Genomic DNA, 24,628 nt, shown 5'->3' on the forward strand with positions numbered 1-24,628 from the left:
ACCGACAAGACTAGCCGAAACCGAGGGCCGGATTCGGCCCCGGCTCACGCCGCCGAGCTGGGCTCGGGGAGCCCCGCCGGGAGGTTCGCGGGCTCGACAGGGCCGATCTCGAGCGGGAGCTGCCCCTCGATCGCGTCGCCGCGGTGCGCCGCGCGGGGCGCGAGCTCGGCGAGCTGCGCCACGAGGTCCGCGCTGCTCCCCCGGCTCGCGGCTTCGCGATGCAGCGAGCCGAACGCCCCGAGCTCGGCGAGGCGCCGCACACTCGCCCGCGTGAGGCGCGCGCGGTCGCGGAGCTCGGTGATCGAGGAGTAAGGCTGCCCCGCGACGATTCGCTTGAGTTCATTCGCCGACAGCCCGTGGATGCCCTTGAGCGTTGGCCGGATGCCGAGCCTTCCCGCGTCGGGTCCTGACTCGATTCGCTCAATCCGATATTCGTCACGGCTTGCGTTGATGTCCACCGGCAGGATCGGGACGCCGAGCCGGCGGGCCTCGGCCACGAGCAGCCGCTTGGTGCACGTGCCAGGATCGTGCTCGAAGATCCCCGCTAGGAACGCCTCGGGATGGCGGGCCTCGAGCCACGACGATTGACACGTCGGCAGCGCGGACGCGGGTTCGTCGTCGAACGGCAGGGCGTCGAGGTCGATCGTGGTTCCCTCCACCCGCTCGATCTCCCGCACGGCGAACGCCATCGAGCTCTGCATCCGCACCCCGACGACGCCGAGCCCGAGCATGCCCATTGGTTCCATATCGTGCTTGTCGAACTGGCTCGTGGGCAGGCCCATGCCGCTCGGTCGGACTGGCGTGCGGTCCAGCAGGCGCGCGTCGCCCAGGATCACGCCGCAGGGCTGCATCGAGATGGTCCTCGGGAGCCGGTCAAGCCGCTCCGTGGGGTCGCCGAGGAGCTCGAGCTGATGGCTCGTGGATTCCTCGAGCTCGCGGAGCTCCCGGCTCTCGGCGAGGGCCTCGTGGAACTGGCCCGCGCCGCCCCGCGCCCCGTACGCGTTCTCGATGCCCATGAGCGTGACTCGCTCGGCCCCGAAGCGCTCGAAGATCTTGCGGTACACGTGGTGCAGTTGGGCGCTCTCGACGTCGAGGGTGATGTCCGGGAAAGTCGAGCGTTCCCTCGGGAGATAGTCCTCGAAGACGAGGTCGTGGCGCAGTGGATCGACGTGGCTGACGCCGAGCAGATAATTGACCAGGCTCGAAGCCCCCATGCCGCGCACGGCCGAGCGGACGCCCAGGCCTCGGATCAGGTCCGCGACCTCGGCCACCGTCAGGAAGTAGGAGGCGAAGCCGCGGCCGCCGATGATCTCCAGCTCGTGCTCGAGCCGCAATTCGACCGCGCCCGCGAGCTCTCCCGCGGCTCCCGGGAAGCGGCGCGTGATTCCGGCGCGGCAGCGCTCCGCGAGCTCCCGGAGGGGCTCGCCCGCGACGCCGATCGCGGCGGCCTCGGGGGCCACCGGCCGGCCCCAGCCGGCGTCCTCGGCGGGATCGAGGCGGCAGCGGTCGGCGATCCGCTCGGTGTTGCCGAGCAGGTTCGCGAGGTCCTTGGCCCCGAGCCCGGCGGCCTCGACGATCTCCCGGGCAGCGAGCCGCATGAGCGCCGCGGGTTTGAGCCACGCGTGGCCCGTGAGCGGGGGGCCGGGCAGTTCGGCGCGTTCCTCCCCCGGCGCGCCGAACCGCGGGGCGAGGACTTCCGCGGTCGCCGCACCGCGCTCCTCGACCATGCGGGCGGCGTTCGTCAGGACTGCCGGGACGTGGTGCTCGCTCGCGAGCCGAAGCATCCGCACTGCGTGGGCCGTGCTGAGCGGTTCCCCGGGCGGGGTCAGATGGGTCACGAGTTCGGCGGCGAGCACTCCCACCGGCATCGCGTCGATCCAGTCGCGGAACAGAGTGCGGGGGCGCAGGAAGCGGCGCCCGGACATCGCCCGGCCCACGTCGGAATCGGGTCCGAGCAGCACCGTGAGGACGGGCTTGCCCGATTCCGGATCGAGGCAGCGAGCGGCAAGCTCGGAGCGCAGCACACCCACGGGGATGGGGCCGTTGGCGCGTCCGGTGGTGTGCTCGTGGGCATCCGAGATGAGGCGGCACAGCGCCCGCCAGCCCGCGCCGCGGTTGTTGCCGTGGGCGAGGACGACGACGCGGCCCGCCACGCCTGCCGCACCGCGCCGGGGCTTGTGGGCACCCGGGTGAGCGCCGCCGTCGTCCGTCTCCGTGGGTTCGGCGAGGACCGCGAGGTCCACGCCCACGATCGGATCGAGGCCATGGGCGCGGCACGCCCCCAGATGCTTGATCGCCCCGTAGAGCCCGTCGTGGTCCGTGCATGCGAGCGCGCTCGCGCCGTCCGCGTGCGCCGCGGCCGCGAGCTCGTCGGGCCACGAGACGCCGTGGCGCGCGCTGAACGCGCTCGAAACGTGCAGATGGGTGAACGGTTCAGCCACGGGAGCTGGCTCCTGGAGCGTCGAGGAACTCGGCGGTGTTCGAATCTATCAGCCTTCGAAACTATCTTCGAACGTCCTCAGTGTAGCCTCCCTCGCATCCGCGGACGAACGGGGAATAATGAACGCATGTGCGGCAGATACGTCATGGCGCGTGCGGTCGGTGACCTCGTGGCCGAGTTCGATGTCGACGAGTCCTTCGTCGAGGAGCTCGAGCCCTCCTACAACGTGGCCCCGACGGACCCTGTCCCGATCGTGCTCGACCGGCGGGACAAGGAAACCGGCGAGCTCTCGAGGAAGCTCGTCACGGCACGCTGGGGTCTCGTGCCATCGTGGGCCAAGGACACGAAGGGCGCAGCGCGGCTCATCAACGCTCGCCGCGAGACGGTCACGGAAAAGCCCTCGTTCCGCAAGGCCGCGTCCCAGCGCCGCGCGCTCGTGCCAGCCGACGGCTACTACGAATGGCAGAAGGAGGAAGTCGGCGGGAAGCTCGTGAAGATCCCGACGTATCTCCATGCGCCCGAGAGCGGCATGCTCGCGTTCGCCGCGCTGTTCGAGAACTGGCCGGATCCCTCCCTGCCGCCGGACCACCCCGAGCGGTGGCTGCGCACGTGCACGATCATCACCGGCCCGGCTTCTGACACGCTCGGGTACATCCACGACCGCACGCCACTCATCGTCCCGCAGGATTTTTGGGCCGACTGGCTCGACCCGGAAACGAAGTCCGAGGCGGACGTGCGCAGCCTGATCGACGCCATGCCTGAGCCGCACCTTGTGCCGCGCATCGTGGGAAGCCTCGTCAACAGCGTGCAGAACAACGGCCCGGAGCTCATCGAGCCCGCCGCGACTGGCGCCTAGAAGGGGCCAGGACAGGCGCAGGGCGAATCCGCGGACCTGGGCGCGGCGGTCCCCGGCAGACGGTGCCGGCTCACTAGCATGGGAGGCTGACCGCTGAGGCTAGGCTAGGGGCGAATTCGATGACCGGCGTCAAGACAGCCAACATGCCCGGGGCTCGGCGCCTCCGGCTGGGGCTCGTCCTCTTCTCGGCCCTCCTGCTCGTCATCGCTGGTCGACTCGTCTGGGTCCAGGTCATCGAGGGGCCGGCCATCGCCGCGGAGGGTCTCACGAAGCGCACGACCACTCAGGTCCTGCCCGCGACGCGCGGAGAGATCCTCGATGCCAACGGCATCGTGCTGGCTCGCAGCGTCCTGAACTACGAGATCGTCGCCGACCCCAGCATCAGCGCGAAGGCCGATTCGTTCGACATCCACCAGCCAGACAACTCCGCGCGCCACGTCACGGCCGAGGAGGGCATCAAGGAGCTCTCCGGGATCCTCGGGATGGAGGCTTCCATGGTGAAGGCGGCGCTGACCGGGCCGGGCAGGTTCGCCTACGTGGCGCGGTCGATCGCGCCGGAGGTGGAGGAGCGGGTCATGAACTTGGGCTTTCCCGGGATCTCGTCGCAGGCCGTCCAAAAGCGCGTCTATCCGCTGGGCGCCGTCGGAGGCAACGTCGTCGGCTATGTGAACGACCAGATGCACGGCGCGGGCGGGGCCGAGCAGACCCTCGACGACGAGCTGACCGGAACGCCGGGCAGCCGCCGGTTCGAAATGGGCGCAGATGGGGTCCTCATCCCCCAGGCCCCGATCGACCTCAGCAAGCCGGCGGATGGGAAGAACGTCCGCCTGACCATCGACAGCAACCTCCAGTTCCAAGCCCAGAACGCGATCTCCGCGTCGGTCGCCCAGCTGCACGCCGAGTGGGGGAGCATCATCGTCGTCGAGAGCAAGACGGGCAAGATCCGGGCCATGGCGGACACCACCCCGATGGACCCGAACAACCCCGGAGCGAGCAAGCCCGAAGACCGGGGAATCCGCTCCATCACGGCCGCGCTCGAGCCGGGATCGACCGAGAAGGCGGTCACTGCTGCGGGCGCCCTCGAGCAGAACAAGGTCCAGCCGCTGACCCAGCTGGTGGTCCCTCCCGTCCTCAGCATCGATGGGCAGGGCATCCACGATTCGTTCGACCATGGCACCCTCCACATGACGTTCGCCGGGGTGCTCGGCTACTCCCTCAACACCGGCTCCGTCATGGCGGGCAGCGAGCTGACCCGCCAAGAGCGCTACGACTGGCTCACCAAATTCGGCGTTGGCCATCAGACCGGGATCCAGCTCCCGGGCGAATCGGGCGGGATCCTCGCCACTCCGGACAAGTGGGACGGCCGGCAGCAGTACACGGTCCTTTTCGGGCAGGGGGTCGCGCAGACCCCGCTGCAGACCGCGATGATCTACCAGTCGATTGCCAACGGCGGCGTCAGGCTCAAGCCCCAGATCGTCGAACCCGCCGCGGCCGCGGACGGAAAGTCCGCACCCCAGGCCGACACCGGTACCCGGGTGGTCTCGCCCGAAACGGACCAGAAGCTCAAGGACATCCTCGAAAGCGTCGTGACGGCCGGCGAGGTCCAGGACGTCAAGGTCCCCGGATACCGCGTGGGCGGCAAGACCGGAACCGCCGAAACTGCCGCGACCGACGGCAGCGGGCTGCACGGCTACACGGCTTCCTTCGTCGGAATGGCCCCGATGGAAGACCCCAAGTACGTGGCCCTCGTCCTCGTCCAGCACCCCCAGGGCAACATCTACGGCATATCCCAGGCGCCCGTGTTCAACAGCGTCATGGCCGCGACCCTCAACGCCTACAACGTCGCGCCTTCCACCACGGCGCCCGTCAAGCTGGCCCAGAAGTACTGACTGGGCAGACTGCCGGGTGGTTCCGTTGGATGTCTCTTTCGCTCCATCCCTGTTGAGCCGCGCGGGAACCGGGCAGGATGGCCCCATGTCCAAAATGTCGGTTTCCCGTGGGCGTCGGAGACCGTCAGACTCCGCGCTGTCCCTCTGGTCGCAGGGGTCTGTCCTGTCCATCGGCTCTGTAGGGTCAGTCCTGTCCATCGGGTCCGTCGGCTCGGTGCTGTCGGTCGGTTCAGTCGGCAGCGCCCTGTCGGCGGCATCGATCGGTTCGGCCCTCTCGGTGATCTCCGGGGGATCATGGCTCAGCCTGGGATCGTTACTGTCCGCGCAGTCGCGGTGGTCGGTGCTCTCGTGGCGCTCCGCTCGCGGATTCCTGTCCGGCGGATGCTCGCGGCGCACATCCTGAAGGGTCGCCCCGCCGGCCTGTGCCCACGCACACAGACGTGAGCTAGGTCGGCGATGCTCTCGACCTCAACCGCGGTGGCAATCGCGGTATTCTCAACGAGGCCACGTCCGCGTACCCGTCCTTCCACCGCGCCTCGAGAGGCCCTCCGAAAGCTCACATGAACAACCAAGCCGCCTTCCCCTCTCACCCGGAGCCTGCCCGGTGAGCCCGCTGTCCGTCGCCGCCTACCTGCCCTCGCCAACGGTCAACGCGATCAAGCTGGGCCCTCTCTCGATTCACTTCTACGCGCTGTGCATCCTTGCGGGCATTGTGTTCGCTTGGTGGCTCACTGAGCGGAGGTGGATCAGCCGCGGCGGCAAATCCGGCCAAGCGCTGGACATCGCGCTCTGGGCCGTTCCGTTCGGGATTGTCGGCGGCCGCATCTATCACGTCATCACGGATCCGGAGCTGTACTTCGTCCCGGGGAAGAATCCGTGGAATGCGTTCGCCATCTGGGATGGCGGCCTTGGCATCTGGGGGGCGATCGCACTCGGTGGCCTCGGGGCCTGGATCGGCTGCCGGCGCGCCAAGATTTCCCTTCCGGCGTTCGCCGACGCGCTCGCCCCAGGGCTGCTCTTCGCGCAGGCCCTCGGGCGCCTCGGCAACTGGTTCAACAACGAGTTGTACGGCGACCCCACGACCCTGCCGTGGGGCCTCGAGATTCACGAGATGGACCCCTCGACAGGTGCGGCCGCCACCAATCCGGACGGCACGGCCGTGATCCTCGGCTACTTCCACCCGACGTTCTTGTATGAGGCTCTCTGGAGCACGATCGGCGGCATCGCGATCCTCGTCCTCTCGCGGCGGTTCCGGCTCGCCCGCGGCGCCGAGTTCGCACTGTACGTCATGATCTACACGGCTGGCCGCTTCGTGGTCGAGCTCATGCGCTCGGATTACGCGAACCTCATCCTCGGACTCCGTGTCAACACGTGGGTCTCGGCACTCGTCTTCCTGGGCGGCGCCGTGGGACTCGCGCTTGTCCTGCTGCGCGCCCGCCGCGCGCCCGCGGCAACGGACGACGGCGCAGGCTCCCCGGAGGAGCGCACGCTCGAGGGCGAGGCGACTCCCGACGAGACGACGACCCCCGGCGACCCCGCGGCGTCGAACGACGCCGAGTCACCGAACAACGCAGGGTCACCTCACGACGACTAGTATCTAGCGGCCCGCACGCGGCCCACGCGCAGCAAGCACCGATTCGGAATACCCAAGCGCCGCTTGCGGTTGCCGAAAGCGGGACCCATTCACTCCGAAGGAGCACGTTCATGCACGAGTTCACCCCTGCCGACGGCACCGTCACGATGTTCTCCACGAGCTGGTGCGGCTACTGCAACCGGCTCAAGAAGCAGCTCGACGCCAAGGGCATTGGCTACACAGAGGTGAACATCGAAGAGGTCGCGGGCACGGCCGAGCTCGTGGAGCAGATCAACGGCGGCAACCGCACCGTCCCCACCGTGATCTTCCCGGACGGCACCGCCGCGACCAACCCCTCGGCAGCGGACGTGAAGGAAAAGCTCGGCGTCTGAGGCCTCCCACCTGAGCTCCTGTCCTCTTCTTCGATGACGCGCATCGTGTCGAACCGCGGCACGCCGCCTTCCGGGCCCGCGCGAGGGATTTAAACGGACCCGGGCGCGGCCGGCTCAAGGCGTACGACGACGGACTTTGACGCGGGCGTGTTGCTCACCTCTGCCGTCGACTCGAGTGGGACGAGCACGTTGGCCTCGGGGAAGTACGTCGCAACGCAGCCTCTCGCCGTGGGGTACGAGACGATCCGCAGCCCGCGCAGGGTGCGGTCGACGCCGTCGTTCGCTTCGCTGTGGACGTCAACGTGCTCGCCGTCCACGAGCCCAAGGTGGGCGAGGTCCTCAGGGTTCACGAACAGCACGTGCCGCCCCTTGTGGATGCCGCGGTAGCGGTCGTTGAGGCCATACATCGTCGTGTTGAACTGATCGTGCGACCGGACGGACTGGAGGAGCAGGCGCCCTTCCGGGACGCGGATGGTCTCGAGCTGGTTGACCGTCAGGATCGCCTTCCCGGTGGCCGTCGGGAAGCGGCGCTCGTCCCGCGGCGGATGCGCGAGCATGAACCCACCCGGCTCGCGGATGCGGGAGTTGTAGTCCTCGCAACCCGGGCACACGTGGGCGATGTGCTCTCGCACGGTGTCGTAGTCGCGTTCGAAGCCGGCCCAGTCGACCGGGTGGTCGGGGCCGAGGACAGCGCGCGCGAGACGGCTCACGATCGCCACCTCGGACAGTGCGTCGGGCGACACCGGCTCGACGCGCCCCGCGGACGGGTGGACCGCGCACACGGTGTCCTCGACGCTCACGAACTGCGGGCCGGACGCCTGGAGGTCGATCTCCGTGCGGCCCAGAGTCGGGAGGATGAGCGCCTGCTCGCCGACGAAGGCGTGCGAGCGATTGAGCTTCGTCGAAATGCTGACGCTCAGTCGGGCCCCGCAGAGGGCCGACTCGGCGACCGCAGTGTCCGAGATCGCGGAGACCAGGTTTCCGCCGAGGGCCACGAACGCCTTGACCTTGCCGTCGCGGAGCGCCTGGATGCTCTGGACGGCGTCGAGACCGGCCTGACGCGGCGGATCGAAGCCGAACTCACGCTGGATCGCGTCGAGGAACGCAGGCGGCATCTTCTCCCAGATCCCCATGGTGCGGTCGCCCTGGACATTGCTATGACCCCGGATGGGCGAAGGCCCTGCGCCCGGCCTGCCGATGTTCCCCCGCAGGAGCAGGAGATTGATGATCTCCTTGATGGTCGGGACGGCCTTCTTGTGCTGCGTGAGACCCATGGCCCACGTGATGATCACGCGGTCCGCGGCGAGATAGCGCGCCGCGAGTTCGTCGATCTCGGCGTCGGTGAGGCCGGTGGCCGCGCGGACTTCGTCGTCGTCGAGCCTCGCGAGGTGCTCCGTCAACGCCTCGAGCCCCTCGCAATGCTCCTCGAGGAAGGCGTGATCCAAGACGGTGCCGGGAGCCGCGGCCTCCGCGGCCAGTACGCGCTTCGAGAGGGCCTGGAGCAACGCCATATCCCCGGCAAGGCGGATCTGCAGGAACTGGTCGGCGAGGTCAGTGCCGTGGCCGATCAGGCCGCGCGGCCGCTGGGGGTTCTTGAAGTTGATGAGCCCGGCCTCGGGCAGCGGGTTCACCGCGACGATCTGCGCGCCGGCGAGCTTGGCCTCCTCGAGTGCGGTCAGCATGCGTGGATGGCACGTGCCCGGGTTCTGGCCCATGATGATAATCAGATCGGCCTTCGCGAAGTCCGTGTAGGTCACCGCGCTCTTGCCCACACCGATCGTCTCCCCCATCGCGGCGCCCGTCGACTCGTGGCACATGTTCGAGCAGTCGGGAAGATTGTTGGTACCGAACGCGCGGACGAAGAGCTGGTACTCGAAGGCCGCCTCGTTGCTCGTGCGGCCGCTCGTGTAGAACGTGGCCTCGTCCGGCGAATCGAGGGCGTTGAGCTCGCGCGCGATGATCGCGAAAGCCTCGTCCCACGTCACGGGGTGGTAGCGATCGCTGCCCGCCGGCTTGTAGACCGGTTCCACGAGCCGCCCCTGCTGCCCGAGCCAGTACTCGGTCCGCTCGCGCAGTTCAGTGACGGGATGGGTGGCCCAGAAATCGCCTTCGATCCGCAGGGGCTCGGCCTCCCACGTGACAGCCTTCGCGCCGTTCTCGCAGAACTCGGCGACCTTGCGGTCCGGCGGGTCCGGCCACGCACAGCTCATGCAGTCGAAGCCGTCCTTCTGGTTGAGGTTCGCGAGCGTCGCGGCCGCTCGCCCGGGCCCCATCCGCCTCAGCGCGAGCGGGATCGTCTCGGTCAGGCTCGGCAAGCCGGCGGCACTGCGACGTGGTGGTCCGACGTGCAGCTCAGCGTCGGTCACGTCCTCTTCAATCGGCTTCCTGGCCATGCCAGACAACACCTCCCGCGGGGGCTCCGAGGCGGGCCCCGTACTCTCACCGGTCTAGCACCGGCCGAGGGACGGGGCAATGACCCGCTGGCAAGCTGGCTTTCTGGGGACGCAGCCCTTGCCGTCGGCCGACGTTGAACGCGTAGGCTCGGCTGATGACCTTGGAATGGGAACAGGTGATCGTCCACTCTCTCGATCCGGTGGCCTTGGGGCAATGGTGGGCCGAGGCGCTCGGGTGGGTCGTGGTCCACTCGTCGGACGACGAGTTCGAGATCCGCTCCGAGCCGGATCGCAGGCCGGGTCTGGACTTCGCGCGGCTCGATGAGCCGAAGAAAGGCAAGAGCCGGCTGCATCTCGATTTCCGACCGGACGACCAAGAAGCCGAGGTGGCCCGCCTCTTGGCACATGGCGCCCAGCGGGTCGACATCGGCCAAGGCGAGCAATCTTGGGTCGTCCTGGCCGACCCGGAAGGCAACGAGTTCTGCGTCCTGGGCCAGCTGCAGGCGTCGGGCTAGGAGCGCCGCCACAGTCCGCGAGGCGTGGATTGTTACCCTATGATGCCTCTTGGGGCGGATCGAGAACCCCCTAACCCTTGGAAGGCGGCCGTCGCCGGTCCGTGCGGGTCAGGCAAGAAAATGGCGTCGGCTAGGTGGGGGGTCTTTTGAGGACCAACAGTGCAGCTTTGACTTTTGTGTTGATTCTCCTCGGAGTGACGCTTGAGCTGCTGCGCACAGTTGAGGGTCCCGGTCGTCGGTTCCACGACGTCGAGGAGCCTCGTGATGCCTGATCCGAACCGAAGGCCGTCGGAGCGGCCACTGTTCGTGCCAGGAGTTGTAGCGGCCGTTCTTGCCGGACTGGGGATCGGCACGGCTATGTCGAATATTCGCCTTGAGGGAACGGCCGGCTGGTTGTCCTTCGGACTCCTCTGTCTCGTATGTCTGGCAATCCCTTCGTCTCGCTTGCTTTCGCGACGTTTTGTCAATGCAATTGTCGTTTTGAGCGGACTGGCACCCCTCCTGTGGTGGATTCACATGCCTCTACCCGGGCTTCGAGCAGGGATACTGTGGGGCCTCGCATGTGGGGTGTTCGTTGGATGCCTCATCTACTGGCGAACTAACGAACGGCCGTGGCGGGCGTTCCTGCCAGACTGGAACGGAGTCGACAGCTATCCCATTTTGGCGGGGATCGCGTCCATCTCTGTGTTCTGGAATTTTTTCATTCCAAAGTCCGCGGCGAGCACCCTGTCGCTTCTCTCGATGGCCTGGGACTTCGCGCCCCACTTCAACATGTACGCGATGCTCCGCCGCTACGGAACAGTCATCCCTTTGGCCACGCCGCCCGCCGATGGGTCGGGATGGAGCTCCGCGACCTACCCGCAGGGCATCCACGCACTCATGGCCACGGTCGCGGAGGTTGTCGCCGGACCAACGTACGCGGGCAATGATGCCGAGACCCTCCTCTTCCTCCGGCTTGTCGGACTCGTTGGCACCATCTCCACGGTGCTCGTCGTAGCATCCCTGACGTCGATACCCAGCCTCCGGCACCAGCCCAAATTCACTTTGCCCCTGGCTGCGCTCGTCGCCGCGGCCTGGCTCGTCGGCCCCGGCGCGATTCCGGTGTTCGGCGGCTTCCCCAATTTTGCGTTGGGCGTCGCGGTCTGCGTTGCCGTCCTGTCGATCATGCGACTCCAACGTCAGAGCAATTCGATCCGTATCGCGGTTCTCTTCTCCATGTCGGTCGTTTCCGTCTCACACAACTGGGTCCTGCTGCTGGCCCTGTGTGCACCCGCGTGCGTCATCATCCTGGCGACCGAGGCAAGAATGTTCCGCCAACAGGCTCTGACAATTCAGGTCGTCTGGGCCGCAGCTCTGGCCGTTGCCGTCGCCGGCGCGTCGCTCGCCGCGTGGCAGCTCCGGCAGCTGCAGCTCTCCCCCGAGGATGTCCTCACAACACCGGGCGGCATCACCCAGCCCGATTGGGGCATGGATCTCACCTTCGTCTCCGTGTGCGCTATCTGCTTCCTCTTGCTCTTCAAAAACTGGTGGCTCGCCGATCGGCCCGACCGTCGATTGATGATTGGCATTATGGGGACAACCGGGTCTGCTGTGGTCGGAGGTCTGATGGCCGCCGGATTCGGAATCTGGCAGATTGCCACCGCACACGCACTGTCGTATTACTTCTATAAGTTCGGCCTCGCCGCAATGATGCTGGCGATCGCTGCAGCGGCCATGGCTGGCGGCGAGATACTGATCCCACGCTTCTCGCAGTGGACCTCTGGCCGTCGCATACCCACCGTGGCTCTCGCCTTCGCCACTATCGGCGCCGTCGGTGCCTTCGGATGGCCTACACCCATACTCGATCACCTGGGACTAGCGTCGCGGGCCCCCGGGTCCGCCGCCCAGGCCATACAGGCCAGAGCTCTGAATTCCGTGGACGGTCAGCCCAACGCGATTGCCCAGAAACTCGTTGCAATATCGCACTACGACTCGAATCATCCATTCATCTACGTCGGTTACGTTAATGGGCTCGACCCGATGCTTGCCGCACAATGGTCTCTGGCTCTGCAAGGCAATTGGACCGAGCACATTCAGCGGGGCATTCCCTACGCCAAGGCCCTCTATAACGGACCCTCACAGGTACCACAGGCAATACAGGGCGTTCTGACCGATGTGAGCGATCTCAACGTGCTCGTTGACGCTCGGCTCGTTCCCGAGCTCCGAAGCGCGTTTCCGGCCTACGCGGACCGAATTGTCGGACTGCCGGACTAGGCGCGTCTGGTCGGCTGCGGCCCGTTGACCCCACGCCACGTCAGGCGGCCAGATGGAACGTGGTCGCGAACCGGCCCAGGAGGTCGCCTGGGCCACGCAACACCTCGACCACGCCGGTCGCGATCGCTCGGTCCGGGGCGAGTTCTCCGGAGATGATCCGGCGGATGTCCGGCCCCGCGGCAAAGGCGAGGTCGGCTGGCCCGTCCCCGCGCGCCACGTCGAGGGTGGCCCCGTTGACCCGTATGAGCAGCTCGGCTGACCCGAAGTGCGCCGCATAGGCCGTCGCGGGCAGTCCCGCCGCAACATGCGGCCGGAACGCGGTCCGGAGCGACATGGTCATCGAGTCGGGGGTGATGATCTGCTCCTCCCGCGGGTCGCCCATCGCCTTGAATCCCCAAGCGCCGAGCGCGAGGACCACCGGCTCGAGCTCGCGGCCGTACGCCGTCATTTCATAGACGACGACGCGCGAGTGGGGCACCCGGCGGATCACACCGGCCGCCTGCAGCTCCTTGAGCCGCGCCGCCAGGATGTTGCTTGGGATTCGCGGGAGCCCCGCGGCGAGCTCTCCATAGCGGCGCGGCCCGACAAGAAGATCGCGGACGATGAGCAGCGCCCAGCGCTCGCCCACGAGCTCCAAGGCTCGCGTCACGCCGCAGTACTGCCCATAGTCGCGTGCTGCCATCGACGTCAGGCCTGCTGGTCCATGAACACCTCAGGGCCCTGCTCAGCGGCAACGGCGTCCATGTAGCCGAACTCGAGGACGTTTCCATCGGGGTCGGTGAGCTGACGCTGGTACATGAAGCCCAGGTCCGTGACCGGATGCGACTCCGCGCCACCGGCGGCGACGCCATCGGCGATGGCCACGTCAACCGCGTCGCGGCTGTCGAGGAAGATCGCGGTCGCTACCGACACGCTGGCGCTCGGGTCGCCGATGGGTCGGTCGGTGAACGTCTGGAAGAAGTCGCGCACCAGAATCATGAAGTAGCTGTGGCCGTCTTCGACGACCACGCAAGCAGCGTTGTGGTCGGTGAAGAGCGGGTTGATGGTGAAGCCAATCGCCGTGTAGAACGCTTTCGCACGCTCGAGGTCGGTCACCGGCAGGTTGACGAACATCGCAGTCATCGTGGTCTCCCTCTGATGGATCCGGTATGAGGACGATGCTCACACTTGCAAAAAACAAGTGGCACGTCAAGAGCTGAAGGCGGCGGATCAACTCGGCCACACAGACAGTCGGTTTCAGCGGCGGCAAGCAGACGCCGCCTTGTTAGGATCGAGCGGACCGTCCGACCAGGAGCCCCGAAAGCGAGATCCCGTGAAGGCCGACCACTACGACAGTTTTGCCGAGAGCTACTCGGCGGAGAACGAGTCCAGTCTCCTGAACGCGTACTACGAGCGGCCAGCGATGGTTGGCCTTGCCGGCGACGTCGACGGCCGCCGCATCCTCGACGCGGGATGCGGTTCTGGGCCCCTCTCAGCGGCGTTGATCGCCAAGGGCGCGGTTGTGACGGGCTTCGACTCCAGCCCCGCGATGGTCGAGTTCAACGGCCAGACCGCGAAGCTGACTTTCTGGCACAGGCCATTGCACGCCATGACCGACGCTTTCACCGAGGCCGGCTTCCGCATCAAAGTCATCAGCGAACCACCAGCTTCCCCTGACGCGCCACGCGAGCTCTTTCCACCGCATCTCGGAGATCGCAGGGCGTTCCTGTCCTTCATCTTCTTCGTCCTCGAAGCCAGCACGTGACCCAGCCGCATCAGCCGAGGGTGGAGATGCTGTGGGAAGCCAGCGACCCCAGCGAAGCACTCGAATCCCGGTTCGGCTTCGGCCATGCCGGTGCGGCCAGTCACTGGGTCGCCGCCATGGCGGGCGAGCATTGGGGCATTCGAGTCGATGCCTGCGAACGCATCGTGATCAGCGACCGCAACGCCTTGGCCTGGGTCGGCACATCGCCCGGGCGGATGTGTGCCCGCGACGGCGCGCGACACGCGCCGCGCTGAGCCAGCTGAGGGCATTAGGGACGCCATGACGCTCGTGAAGGCGCCAACGCCCACCGGCCAACGCACCACCTCTCAGGGTCAGCGCCTACTAGTTGGCGAGCGGGGCCTGCCCCGACGGCGTTGCGGCAGCTACCGTTGGGCGCATGGCGGATTCTGAGATCCTGCGCGTGGACGGCCCCGACGGCGCGCGGGAGGTCAAGCTGAGCAGCCCAGACAAGGTGCTGTGGCCCGGCGTCGAGGGGCATCATCCCCTCACCAAGCGCGACCTGGCCAGCTACCTGATCTCGGTGGCATCGCCCTTTCTGCGGCTCAACGGCGACCGGCCCATGACTCTGCAGCGCTTCCCCGAGGGGATCGACGGCGAGGAGTTCTTCTCGAAGCGGCCGCCGCGGGGCGCACCTTCGTACCTCCGGACGGTCACTTGCACCTACCCGTCCCACCGGCGCCACGAACAGCTCGTGTTCGACGAGGCCGCCGAGCTCGCGTGGGCGGCGCAGATGGGAACGATCACCTTCCACCCGTGGCCAGTGCGCACGGCCAATCTGGACAACCCGGACGAGCTGCGGATCGACCTCGATCCGCAGCCCGGGCGCGACTTCCGGGACGCTGTCACCGCCGCGCTCGCGCTGCGCGAGGTCATGGCCGAGGCCGGGCTCACGGCCTACGCGAAGACCTCGGGCAACCGAGGCGTGCACGTCTACGCGCGCATCCGGCCCACGCGGGAGTTCCTTCATGTGCGGCACGCCGTCATCGGGATCGCCCGCGAGCTGGAGCGCCGCATGCCGGACCTCGTGACCAGCTCGTGGTGGAAGGAGGAGCGCGGCGAGCGGGTCTTCGTCGACTTCAACCAGGCCAACCGCGACCGGACGATCGCCGCCGCCTATTCCCCCCGACCCTTGCCGCACGCGCCCGTCTCGACGCCGCTGACGTGGGACGAGCTCCCCGACGCCGACCCTCGCGACTTCACCGTCCGTACGGTCCCCGTGCTCTTGGCCGCCCGTGGCTGCCCGTGGGCGGACATGGACGCCGCGCCGGGCGACATTTCGGGCGCACTCGCCCTCTGGGACGCGGACCTCGAGCGCGGGCTCGGCGAGCTCAACTTCCCGCCGGACTACCCCAAGATGCCCGGCGAGCCGCCGCGGGTGCCGCCGAGCAAGCGCAAGGCGGATCGAGCCGACGAGGACTATTCGGCGCCCAAGGCGGAGCGCGACGCCGAATGGGGCACCGCGATCGCTCCCCCGTACGGGCCGATGCTGGCCAAGCCCGTCAAGAAGCTCCCGGTCGGCGAGTACCTTTACGAGCCGAAGTGGGATGGCTTCCGCTCGATCGTGTGGCGCTCCGGCGAGCGGGTGGAGATCGGATCGCGCAATGCCCTGCCCATGACGCGCTACTTCCCGGAGCTCGTCAAGGCCATCGTCGCAAACGTCCCCGACCATTCGGTCATCGACGGCGAAATCGTCCTCGTGGACCCGGACTCTGGCGACCGGCTCAACTTCGATGCCCTCCAGCAGCGCATTCACCCCGCGGCCTCCCGCATCGCAAAGCTGAGCGCCGCAACGCCAGCGAGCTTCGTGGCCTTCGACCTGCTCGCCCTGGGCCAGACCAACTACGTGGAGCGTCCGTTCCGCGAGCGGCGCGCGGCCCTTGAGGAGGCATTCAAGGACGCCAAGCCCCCGGTCTACCTCACTCAGGCGACCGGGGACCCCGCCCTCGCGCTGGAGTGGTTCAGCACGTTCGAGGGCGCCGGCCTGGACGGCGTCATCGCCAAGCCCCTCGGAGAGCCCTACGCCGAGGACAAGCGGGTCATGTCCAAACTCAAGCACGAGCGGACGGCCGACTGCGTCCTCGCCGGGTACCGGCTCTACAAGGACGAGCGCGACGCCATCGGATCCCTGCTCCTGGGCCTGTACGACGCCCCGGGCCGGCTCAACTCTGTGGGCGTCATCGGGGCGTTTCCCATGGCCCGCCGCAAGGAGCTGTTCGAGGAGCTCCAGCCGCTCGTGACCACGTTCGACGGGCACCCGTGGGCGTGGGCGCAGCCCGCCGAGGTGCTGCCGGACAACCGCGACCAGTCGGCACCTCGCACCCCTACTGCGGCGGCGCACTCCCGCTGGAATGCAAACAAGGACCTCTCGTTCACCCCGCTGCGGCCGGAGCGCGTCGTCGAAGTCAAGTACGACCACATGGAGGGCGAGCGGTTCCGCCACACCGCGCAATGGGTCCGATGGCGCCAGGACCGCTCGCCGGAGTCGTGTACCTATGACCAGCTCGACGAACCCGTCAGCTACGATCTCTCCTCGGTCCTGAACCGGGACCGGCCCGCCTAGCCCGGCTAGGCCAGCGCGCCGCGCTCCCGATACATGGCCAGCAGCGCCGCCTCGACGTCGTCGACCGTGAGCCCCGGCACAAGATCGTCGGCCGCGCCCGCCGTCGTCGGATCGAACGGTAGCGCGAGCGCCCGGTACACGTCGGTCAGGACGCCGCGGACGGGCCCGGCGTCGCTCACCACGAAGACCGAGGAGAACAGCCACGCCCCGGCGACCACACGCTGGGCCGTCCCGACGAGCTTGACGGGAGCGGCCGCCGTCGACCGCTCCCCCGGCACGCCGTGGACGCTGTATTCGCCCGGGCAGTACTCGCCAGCGATCTCCCCCACGCGCGCATCGAGCCCGAGCGTGCGCAGCGCCCCAGCGTAGAGCTCGCCGAAGACCTCGAAGCGGTGGCGGTGCCCCACCATCGCCTCGCGGGCGGGCTCGATGTGGTCCACGATGAGGGTGCCCTCGTGGTATGCGGCTGCACGGCCGCCGGCCTTCCGGACCACGGGCGCGAAACCCCGTGAAAGGGCCGCGGCCCGGGCGTCCTCGAAGCCGGGAAGCCGCGTGTCCCGCTGTCCGAACGCCATGGTCGGGCGGGGCCGATACAGCCTCAGCGTCGGGCCCCGAAGCCCCCGCTTGACCTCGTCCAACAGCTCCGCCGCGCGCGCGAGCTGGGCCGCAGGGTCGCTCCCATCCCGGTCGGTGATGAGCGCGAGCGCCGCCGTCGAGCCGTCATTCCATTCAGCCATGGTCCCGCCCCTCAGGTCTGGCGGAGCGTGAGGATCTGCTCGGCGCGGCCAAACGGCCCCTCGAGATCGTGCAGCACAGAGGAGGTAAGTCCGATCCCGTCCGCCCCGAACGTCACGGCGTTGTCGATGCCGAGCCATTCGCCGGCCGGCTGCCGGTACAGGTGGATCTGCAGGTCGACGTTCGGGAAGGCCCAGCCGCCGGGGCCGGGCGGCACGCGAGTCGCAATGCCGTTCGCCGTGTCGACGAGGCCCATGAGCCGGACCCAATCCGGGCTCTCCTGCTGGTCGATGAGCGGGTACGGTGTGCGGATCCACACGGTGCCGTTGCCCGAACGGTGGTGCGTGGCCTGGTACATCTCCAGCGAGCGGATGTAGCCGCCGGGCCACTCCGTGGTGCCGTCCCAGCGCTCGCAGTCCTCGATCGCCGGGATGCGTGCGTCCTCGAAGGCCGCGACGCTCGAGGTGTCGCTCTGTACGAGCCGCCACGCGGTGGCGCGGATGGCCACGCGCCCCTGGGCGGAGAGCTCGGCCTGGATGAGCTCGATGGTCCGGCCGGGCCGCAGTGTCGTGGTGGTCACCTCGCACTCGCCGGCGTGGATGAGGCCGAGGATCTCGTAGCTGATCCGCGCGATCCGCAGGCCCTCGCGCCGGTCGTGGCGCTCGAGCGCGTGCGCGAGGAGGCCCGAGGCCGGCGCCATGTGCTGCTCGTGCGCGTTCCATGCGCCTTGGACGTGGATCGTGGACCGATAGCGGCCACCGCCAAGGTCCTCATAGTAGAAGTCACCCTGAGCGAGGCCCGTCTGGTCCGTCCACTCCTGCGTCTCCGTCACGCGCCCTTCCTTTCCTCCGGCGCAGCTCCGTCGCGCGCCTCATCAACCCTAGCGGTAACGCCGTGCCCGCCTTGTGTCTTCCTGCGGGAGCGGGCGCGCACCACGCGGACGACGACGATGCCCACCACGGCGGCGACGATCGCCCACGCCCACGGAGACGCCCTGGCGTGCTCCAGGACGAGCTCGACGGCGGCGAGCCCCACCGTCGCGTAGACGAGGGCCCAGACGGCCGAGCCCACGACGGTCGCGGGGATGTAGTAGCGCAGCTGCATGCGGCTCATGCCCGCGGCGAGGTTCACCGCCGTCTGCAGGCCCACGGTCAGGAAAGTCAGGACGATCGCGAACGGCCCCCAGCGGTCGATGAGCCGCCGCGCGCCGTCGAGCCTCGACGGGTCCCAGCGCCGGGCGAGGCGGGTCTTCCCGTAGCCCGCGGCAAGGGCGCGGCCCAGCCAGTAGGTGGCATTCGTCCGCGCGAGCACGATCACGAACAGCGCGACCACGGCAACCTCGAAGGGCAAGGCCAGGAGCTGATCCATACCAGCTACTCTCGCACGCGGCTCAGAAACTGGGCCGCGCGGGCGCCGAGCCCGGCGATCTGGTTCAGCACGACCGCGGCCGGATCCGGGTGGATCTCGTTCGCGGGCGGCTCGACGCGGGCGTTGGCGCTGCACTCGAAATCCGCGCAGATGAGCGTTCCCACGGTGTTGCCGTTCCGGCCAGACTGCCCTGCCCGCCGGGCCACCCACAGGTACACGTCGTTGGGGGCGTCGACGGACCTGCACAGCTCGCACAGCACAGACCGGTTCTTCCGGGCCCCGCCCTCGGGGGCGCGCAGCATGATCGAGGCGGGTTTGCCGCCGTCGGGCGCGAAGACGATGTAGCCGCGCAGCGGCATCTTAGGGTCGCGCCAGCCGAGGAAGTCGAGGCGGTCCCAGTCCAGGGTGTCGAAGTCCTGGGGAGGGTTGAGGCGCGCGGCCTCGGAGCGGCTCGCGTTGATGAAGGATGAACGAATTTGCTGGACGGTGATCTTCTGCATGGCAGGGCTCTTTCACGAATTCGGCAGACACGAGGGCCGCGCGGAAGCGCGGGCTCGCGGAGGGCGGTCGGACGTCTGCCGGACGCGGCCTGAGGCCGTCAGGTGGCGCTGCGGGGTCGGGACCCGCGGATCAACGCACGGGCGAAGAAGCGCCTCAGCGGCGGAAGGCAGACGGGAGGAGGGCCGCACAGCAGGCCACGAGGGCCACCCCGCAGTCCGCGGCACGGTGCACCAGGCCAGCGCGCATGCTCAGCTCCTCAGGCGCCGAATCGGCGCGGTCGCCTCCCCGTGGGAGGACTCGTCGGGGCTCGTCCGAGCCCAGAGCAGTGTCTCAGATCTCCGCTGCCCGGTTCAAATGGTCTCTCAGCTCAAGCGATCAAGCCGCTCGCGCGCTAGCCGCGCGGCTCGCCGCTCCTGCTCGGCCACGCGCGCCGCGAGTTTCCGCGTCCGCTCCGCGTACCCGGCCTCGCGTTCGACGGCGGCAACCTCGCCTTCGAGGCCCGCGAGCCGCTCCTTGAGCTCGGCGAGCTGGCCCGCCAGGTGTTCGCGTCGGGCGGCGACGTCTGCCGCACTGCTCTCGGCGTCCGCGAGCTCCGCCTCAGCGAGGCGCAGGCTCCGCTCGGCCTCGTCCCTTTCGGCGCGTGCCTGCTCGCGTTCCTGCGCGCGCTCGGCCTCGACCCGCCGTCGTTCGTCGTCATCGCGCTGGGGGGCGCGTTCGCCGCGGACGCCCGGGGCCGGCGGAGGAGCCGGCTCGTGCAGGCTCCCCGGCACCGCGACGGCGTCGGTGAGATCCACGGGGTCGATCCCGTTGCTCGCGAGTGCCCGCACTAGCTGCCCGCTCCGCACGGCGGCCGCCGCCCCCGGGTCCGCCATGCCCGCGCGGAGCGTCTGCTCGAGGTCCGCTGCGGCCGCCTCGCTCACGCTCCCCCCGAAATCGCGGGCGAGCGCTCGCCCCTCCCGCACGATCGCCGTGACGAGCTTCTGGCGCTCGGGCCCGAGCCGCCGGATGGCCTCGGAGTCGAGCAGCTCCTGCGCGATGCGCAGCTCGGCACCGAGATCGAGGACGCGCGCGACATCCTCGGGGCGGTGTCTCGCGAGGAGATTGGCTGCCCACGCGGCGGCCGACGGCTTGGGCAGTCGCCCTATCTGCTTCGCGACGAGAGACTCCCCCGCAGACCGCGCAGCCTTGGCCTTCTCGTTGCGCGCGGACGTGAACTCGCTCGGCGGGAGGGCGTACAGCTCGGTGGCAACGGCTGCCAGGTCCATGCCACACATCATAGGTTTGCGGGCGCACACGCTCCCCGCATTCCGGGCTCGAGCTGGCCCCCGGGCGTGACAACTGCTGCCCTCAGCAGCTACCCGTGGGCAATTTCGCACGGGAAGCGGCCAAGGGCAGCAGAAGTGAAGCCGGTCCCCCAGACGTCAGAGGGTTGCCGTGTCGATGACGAAGCGGTAGCGGACGTCGCTCGCCACGACGCGCTCCCACGCCTCGTTGATCTTCTCCGCCGGGATGACCTCGATCTCGGCTCCGAGCCCGTGCTCGGCGCAGAAGTCGAGCATCTCCTGGGTCTGCCTGATCCCGCCGTTCTTCGTGCCGCCGATGCGGCGCCGGAAGCCGGCGAGTGAACCGGAGCCGAAGCTCATGGCGTTCTCGGGCAGGCCGGCGGCGACGAACGTTCCGTCGAGGGCGAGGAGCGAGAGGTACGCGTCGAGGTCGAGGTCGGCGGACACCGTGCTCACGATGAGGTCGAACCGACCCGCCAGATCCTCGAACGTGCTCTCGTCCGAACTCGCGTAGTAATGGTCCGCGCCGAGTCGGAACGCGTCGTCCTGCTTCTTGAGGGACTGGCTGATCACGGAGACCTCGGCCCCGAGCGCATGGGCGATCTTGACGCCCATGTGTCCCAGGCCGCCCATCCCGACGATCGCGACCTGCTTGCCAGGCCCGGCCTCCCACGTCTTGAGCGGCGAGTACAGGGTGATCCCGGCGCACAGGAGCGGCGCCGCGACGTCGAGCTCGAGCGCCTCCGGGATCCGGAGAACGTAGTCCTCCTCGACGGTGATATGGGTGCTGTAGCCTCCCGCCGTCGGCAGTCCGTCCCGCCCGATCGCGTTGTACGTGCCGATCTCGCCCTCGAGGCAGTACTGCTCCTCGCCGGCAAGGCAATTGACGCACTTCCGGCACGAGTCGACATAACAGCCGACGCCGACCCTGTCGCCGACGGCGTACTTCGTCACCTCGGCGCCGATCGCCTCCACGACGCCCGCGATCTCGTGGCCCGTGACGATCGGGTAGCTGATGGCGCCCCACTCCCCGCGGGCGGTGTGGATGTCGGAGTGGCAGATGCCGGCGAACTTGATGCCGATGAGCACCTCGTGGGGCCCAGGCTCGCGACGCTCGATCGTGACGGGGACGAGGGGATCGGCGGCGGACGGGGCGGCGTAAGCGCGTGCGGTAGGCATGCGGTCTCCTTTCGCGGTTGGGGTGTTGGGTGTTCTTCCCACGCTAGGCGCGCGAGCGGGCCACGTCAGCAGTCATGGCACAGTGTGGGATTCCTAGGACTCGGAGTCCTACCCTCGAGCGCCAGGCCGAAGGTCTTGGGCTCGACGGTCCAAGCCGCGCGATGCAATGCGGTCGCGAGGCGGGCTCGTGTCCTCCGGAAGCGGTCGGCGCGATGCGCCCTGCCGTCGTCCACGACTGGCGCATCTGGTAGCGCGCTTCGGCTCTCCACACTCTGGACGCTGAGGATGAACGCGAGGCCGATGAATGAACTGTGTTCCACGTCCTTCAACGCTACGGACGGTGGAGGGCCGAGTCAGCACCCGAAGCCTGCCCTGTTGATCCTAGGAGTCCTAGGCCCACCCAGACGCAAGTTTCGCCGGAGAATCCGGGACTAATCCGCCGGGCTGGGGAGTTCACGCTAACAACATCAAACACGCCTCGAGACGTACACGGAAGAGATCCCACCCATGATGACGCACGCCGATGTAGGTTTCCGCTCCGAGCGAGGCCCCATTCTCATAGCCCTCATGGTGACCACGGGCCTCGTCGCCATCGACTCGACCATCGTCGCGACAGCCGTGCCGTCGATCGTGCACGACGTCGGCGGGTTCTCGTCGTTCCCGTGGCTCTTCTCGGCGTACATGCTCGCGCAGGCGGTGTCCGTCCCCGTCTACGCGAAGCTCTCCGACATGGTCGGCCGGAAGCCACTCATCCTCGCCGGCATCGCGCTGTTCCTGCTCGGCTCGATCCTTTGCGGCGTCGCGCTCTCGATGCCGGCGCTCATCGCGTTCCGCGTCATCCAGGGCCTCGGCGCGGGAGCCGTCCAGCCCATGGCCATCACGATCGCGGGCGACATCTACTCGCTCGCGGAGCGTGCCAAGGTCCAGGGGTACCTGGCCAGCGTCTGGGCCATCTCGTCCGTGGTCGGCCCGACCCTCGGCGGGGTGTTCTCGTCGCTCGGGATCTGGCGTGGCATCTTCCTCATCAACATCCCGCTGTGCGTCCTCGCCGCGTGGATGCTCATGCGCTCGTTCCACGAGAACATCCAGCGCGCGCAGCACCGCATCGACTTCATCGGCGCGAGCCTGCTCACTGGATCGATGACCCTCCTCATCCTCGGCGCCCTCGAAGGTGGGCAGGCGTGGGCGTGGGATTCGCCCCTGAGCATCGGGGCCTTCGTGCTTGGCGCGGCCCTCTTCGTCGCGTTCCTCGTGGTCGAGCGCCGCGCGCCCGAGCCCGTCCTCCCGCTGTGGGTCGTCTCGCGCCGGCTCCTCCTCACGACGACGCTCGTCTCGTTCGGCGTCGGGGCGATCATCCTCGGCCTCACGTCCTACGTGCCGACCTTCCTCGAGGGCGCGCAGTCGGTCTCACCCGTGCTCGCCGGGCTCGCGCTCGCCGCGCTGACTCTCGGCTGGCCCATCAGCGCGTCGCAGTCCGGCCGCCTGTACCTGCGGATCGGCTTCCGGAGCACCGCGGTGATCGGCATTCTCATCTCGGTCGTCGGGGCGAGCGCCCTCGCCTTCACGGCGTATACGCCGAGCGTCGTGCTCGTCGCGGTGAGCTGCTTCGTCGTCGGCCTCGGGCTCGGTCTCGTGGCCACGCCGACCCTCATCGCCGCTCAGACGAGCGTCGAGTGGAACGAGCGCGGAGTGGTGACCGGCACCAACCTATTCGCCCGCTCGATCGGGAGCGCCCTCGGAGTCGCCATTTTCGGCGCCGTCGCCAACGCGATCTACGCGAGCGTGCCGGGCCCGGCATCGGCCCCGCAGGCCATCGTGCCAGCGTCTGCCGCGGTGTTCCTCGCCGTCCTCATCGCGACCGTCCTGACGGTCGTCGCAGTGCTGGCGATGCCCGCGGACCAGCGCAAGGCAGCGGCCACGCCGGAGCAAGCGTCCGCCGAGACCGCGGGCGCTTCGTAGGACTCACAGTCCCACTCCCGAGGGTCGAACATCGGCGGAGCCTCCGCCAGAATGGAAAACATGGGTCAGAGCGCAGAGTTCGGGCGATTCCTCAAGGCGATGCGGTCCCGCCTCACGCCTGAGCAGGCCGGCGTGACCGCCGGGACCACGGGGAGGCGCGTCCCGGGGCTGCGACGCGAGGAGATCGCGCTGCTCGCCGGCGTGAGCACGGACTACTACACGCGGCTTGAGCAGGGGCGGAACATCCACCCCTCGCGATCCGTGCTCGACTCCGTGGCCCGAGCGCTGCGCCTCGACGAGGGCGAACGCGCCCACATGATCGACCTCCTCGAGCACTGCGCCTCGTCGCAGCGGGCGCCGGCCCCGCCGCAGAACGCCCGGCCCGCGCTGCGCCAGCTCCTCGACGCCGTGGGGAATGTCCCTGCGCTCGTACTGGGCCGCCGTACGGACGTGCTGGCCGGGAACCGCCTCGCGTACCTCCTGCTCGCCGACTTCCCGAGCATGCCCGCGCACGAACGGAACCTCACGCGCTGGATCCTCCTCGACCCCCAGGCCCGCGAGCTGTTCACGGACTGGGAGTCGGTCGCGGCCGAGGCCACGGGAGCCCTTCGGGTCGACATCGGGCGGAACCCGAGCGATCCCCAGGTCAACGAGCTCGTGGGCGAGCTCGCCGTCCACAGCGAACTCTTCCGCCAATGGTGGGCGAGCCGCCGGCTCGTCACCGAGTACGCGGGGGTCCTGCGGATGCACCACCCCGTGGTCGGCGACCTCGAGCTGAGCTTCGAAGACCTCGCCCCGAGGCACGACCCCGACCAGACTCTGCGCGTGTTCTCGGCCAAACCGGGGTCCCCGTCCGCGGACTCACTCGCCCTGCTCGGCAGCTTCGGGGCCGATAGCTCTGCGGTCGGCGAGCACCGCCGCCGGGACGCCCGCACGCCGGTGGACTCCCCCGCCGTCGACGAGTAGC

The 24,628-nt window shown here is 68.6% G+C and carries 20 protein-coding genes and 1 pseudogene; 11 read left to right on the forward strand and 10 right to left on the reverse strand.

From position 1 onward, the window contains the following. Positions 1-170: 170 nt before the first annotated feature. Positions 171-2,441: pseudogene (locus ACOKR1_RS11600) on the reverse strand (PHP domain-containing protein); the annotation flags it as partial. 126 nt (positions 2,442-2,567) lie between these two features. Here ACOKR1_RS11600 and ACOKR1_RS11605 point away from each other — a divergent pair. From ACOKR1_RS11605 to ACOKR1_RS11620, 4 genes are all read left to right on the forward strand, one after another. Then, entirely contained in the window at positions 2,568-3,296 is a 729-nt protein-coding gene (locus ACOKR1_RS11605; protein WP_422933218.1) for an SOS response-associated peptidase, read from the forward strand. Between the two features lie 119 nt (positions 3,297-3,415). After that, positions 3,416-5,185: a peptidoglycan D,D-transpeptidase FtsI family protein gene (locus tag ACOKR1_RS11610; RefSeq protein WP_422933219.1), complete on the forward strand. Its 1,770-nt coding sequence runs from the start codon at positions 3,416-3,418 to the stop codon at positions 5,183-5,185. 604 nt (positions 5,186-5,789) lie between these two features. Continuing rightward, on the forward strand, positions 5,790-6,779 hold the full coding sequence (gene lgt, locus ACOKR1_RS11615) for a prolipoprotein diacylglyceryl transferase (protein WP_422933220.1): 990 nt from the start codon (positions 5,790-5,792) through the stop codon (positions 6,777-6,779). A 110-nt stretch (positions 6,780-6,889) separates the two neighbouring features. Next, entirely contained in the window at positions 6,890-7,150 is a 261-nt protein-coding gene (locus ACOKR1_RS11620) for a mycoredoxin (protein WP_415853506.1), read from the forward strand. Positions 7,151-7,239: 89 nt separating this feature from the next. Here the strand turns inward: ACOKR1_RS11620 and ACOKR1_RS11625 are convergent, their stop codons facing one another. Beyond that, entirely contained in the window at positions 7,240-9,543 is a 2,304-nt protein-coding gene (locus ACOKR1_RS11625) for an FdhF/YdeP family oxidoreductase (protein WP_422933221.1), read from the reverse strand. A 155-nt stretch (positions 9,544-9,698) separates the two neighbouring features. On the opposite strand from ACOKR1_RS11625, the gene ACOKR1_RS11630 reads away from it, so the two are divergent. Then, positions 9,699-10,058, forward strand: a complete 360-nt coding sequence (locus tag ACOKR1_RS11630) for a VOC family protein (protein ID WP_422933222.1) — start codon at positions 9,699-9,701, stop codon at positions 10,056-10,058. 741 nt (positions 10,059-10,799) lie between these two features. Continuing rightward, complete coding sequence (locus ACOKR1_RS11635; protein ID WP_422933223.1) at positions 10,800-12,311, forward strand: hypothetical protein; 1,512 nt, start codon at positions 10,800-10,802, stop codon at positions 12,309-12,311. Between the two features lie 40 nt (positions 12,312-12,351). Here the strand turns inward: ACOKR1_RS11635 and ACOKR1_RS11640 are convergent, their stop codons facing one another. Beyond that, the gene (locus ACOKR1_RS11640; protein WP_422933224.1) at positions 12,352-12,993 is read right to left on the reverse strand and encodes a winged helix-turn-helix transcriptional regulator; all 642 of its coding nucleotides are present in this window, start codon (positions 12,991-12,993) and stop codon (positions 12,352-12,354) included. A 5-nt stretch (positions 12,994-12,998) separates the two neighbouring features. Then, the gene (locus ACOKR1_RS11645; RefSeq protein ID WP_422933225.1) at positions 12,999-13,433 is read right to left on the reverse strand and encodes a VOC family protein; all 435 of its coding nucleotides are present in this window, start codon (positions 13,431-13,433) and stop codon (positions 12,999-13,001) included. A 190-nt stretch (positions 13,434-13,623) separates the two neighbouring features. On the opposite strand from ACOKR1_RS11645, the gene ACOKR1_RS11650 reads away from it, so the two are divergent. The 3 genes from ACOKR1_RS11650 to ACOKR1_RS11660 all read left to right on the forward strand — a co-directional run bounded on the left by ACOKR1_RS11650 (position 13,624) and on the right by ACOKR1_RS11660 (position 16,636). After that, the gene (locus ACOKR1_RS11650) at positions 13,624-14,055 is read left to right on the forward strand and encodes a methyltransferase domain-containing protein (RefSeq protein WP_422933226.1); all 432 of its coding nucleotides are present in this window, start codon (positions 13,624-13,626) and stop codon (positions 14,053-14,055) included. After that, the gene (locus tag ACOKR1_RS11655) at positions 14,052-14,309 is read left to right on the forward strand and encodes a hypothetical protein (RefSeq protein WP_422933227.1); all 258 of its coding nucleotides are present in this window, start codon (positions 14,052-14,054) and stop codon (positions 14,307-14,309) included. Before ACOKR1_RS11650 ends, ACOKR1_RS11655 begins: the two co-directional genes overlap by 4 nt. Before the next feature lie 143 nt (positions 14,310-14,452). Beyond that, positions 14,453-16,636 (forward strand): ATP-dependent DNA ligase, encoded by a 2,184-nt coding sequence (locus ACOKR1_RS11660; protein WP_422933228.1) that lies wholly within the window; start codon positions 14,453-14,455, stop codon positions 16,634-16,636. Between the two features lie 5 nt (positions 16,637-16,641). Here ACOKR1_RS11660 and ACOKR1_RS11665 read toward each other — a convergent pair whose 3' ends face one another. From ACOKR1_RS11665 to ACOKR1_RS11690, 6 genes are all read right to left on the reverse strand, one after another. Continuing rightward, entirely contained in the window at positions 16,642-17,373 is a 732-nt protein-coding gene (locus tag ACOKR1_RS11665) for a lipoate--protein ligase family protein (RefSeq protein ID WP_422933229.1), read from the reverse strand. An 11-nt stretch (positions 17,374-17,384) separates the two neighbouring features. Then, positions 17,385-18,203 carry a thioesterase family protein gene (locus ACOKR1_RS11670; protein ID WP_422933230.1) on the reverse strand — a complete coding sequence of 273 codons (819 nt, stop codon included), beginning with the start codon at positions 18,201-18,203 and terminating at the stop codon, positions 17,385-17,387. After that, positions 18,200-18,739: a DedA family protein gene (locus tag ACOKR1_RS11675; RefSeq protein WP_422933231.1), complete on the reverse strand. Its 540-nt coding sequence runs from the start codon at positions 18,737-18,739 to the stop codon at positions 18,200-18,202. The genes ACOKR1_RS11670 and ACOKR1_RS11675 overlap by 4 nt, the downstream gene beginning before the upstream one ends. 5 nt (positions 18,740-18,744) lie before the next feature. Then, positions 18,745-19,239, reverse strand: a complete 495-nt coding sequence (locus ACOKR1_RS11680) for an FBP domain-containing protein (RefSeq protein ID WP_422933232.1) — start codon at positions 19,237-19,239, stop codon at positions 18,745-18,747. Between the two features lie 363 nt (positions 19,240-19,602). Further along, positions 19,603-20,505, reverse strand: a complete 903-nt coding sequence (locus ACOKR1_RS11685; protein ID WP_422933233.1) for a hypothetical protein — start codon at positions 20,503-20,505, stop codon at positions 19,603-19,605. Between the two features lie 156 nt (positions 20,506-20,661). After that, a complete protein-coding gene (locus ACOKR1_RS11690; RefSeq protein WP_422933234.1) occupies positions 20,662-21,702 on the reverse strand; it encodes an NAD(P)-dependent alcohol dehydrogenase in 1,041 nt (346 codons plus the stop codon). A 510-nt stretch (positions 21,703-22,212) separates the two neighbouring features. On the opposite strand from ACOKR1_RS11690, the gene ACOKR1_RS11695 reads away from it, so the two are divergent. Both ACOKR1_RS11695 and ACOKR1_RS11700 read left to right on the forward strand, forming a co-directional pair. Continuing rightward, positions 22,213-23,661 carry an MFS transporter gene (locus ACOKR1_RS11695; protein ID WP_422936622.1) on the forward strand — a complete coding sequence of 483 codons (1,449 nt, stop codon included), beginning with the start codon at positions 22,213-22,215 and terminating at the stop codon, positions 23,659-23,661. Positions 23,662-23,721: 60 nt separating this feature from the next. Beyond that, on the forward strand, positions 23,722-24,627 hold the full coding sequence (locus tag ACOKR1_RS11700; protein WP_422933235.1) for a helix-turn-helix transcriptional regulator: 906 nt from the start codon (positions 23,722-23,724) through the stop codon (positions 24,625-24,627). The last annotated feature ends 1 nt before the right edge of the window (position 24,628 follow it).

The organism is Sinomonas sp. P47F7 (assembly GCF_049332655.1).
Classification (GTDB): Bacteria; Actinomycetota; Actinomycetes; order Actinomycetales; family Micrococcaceae; genus Sinomonas.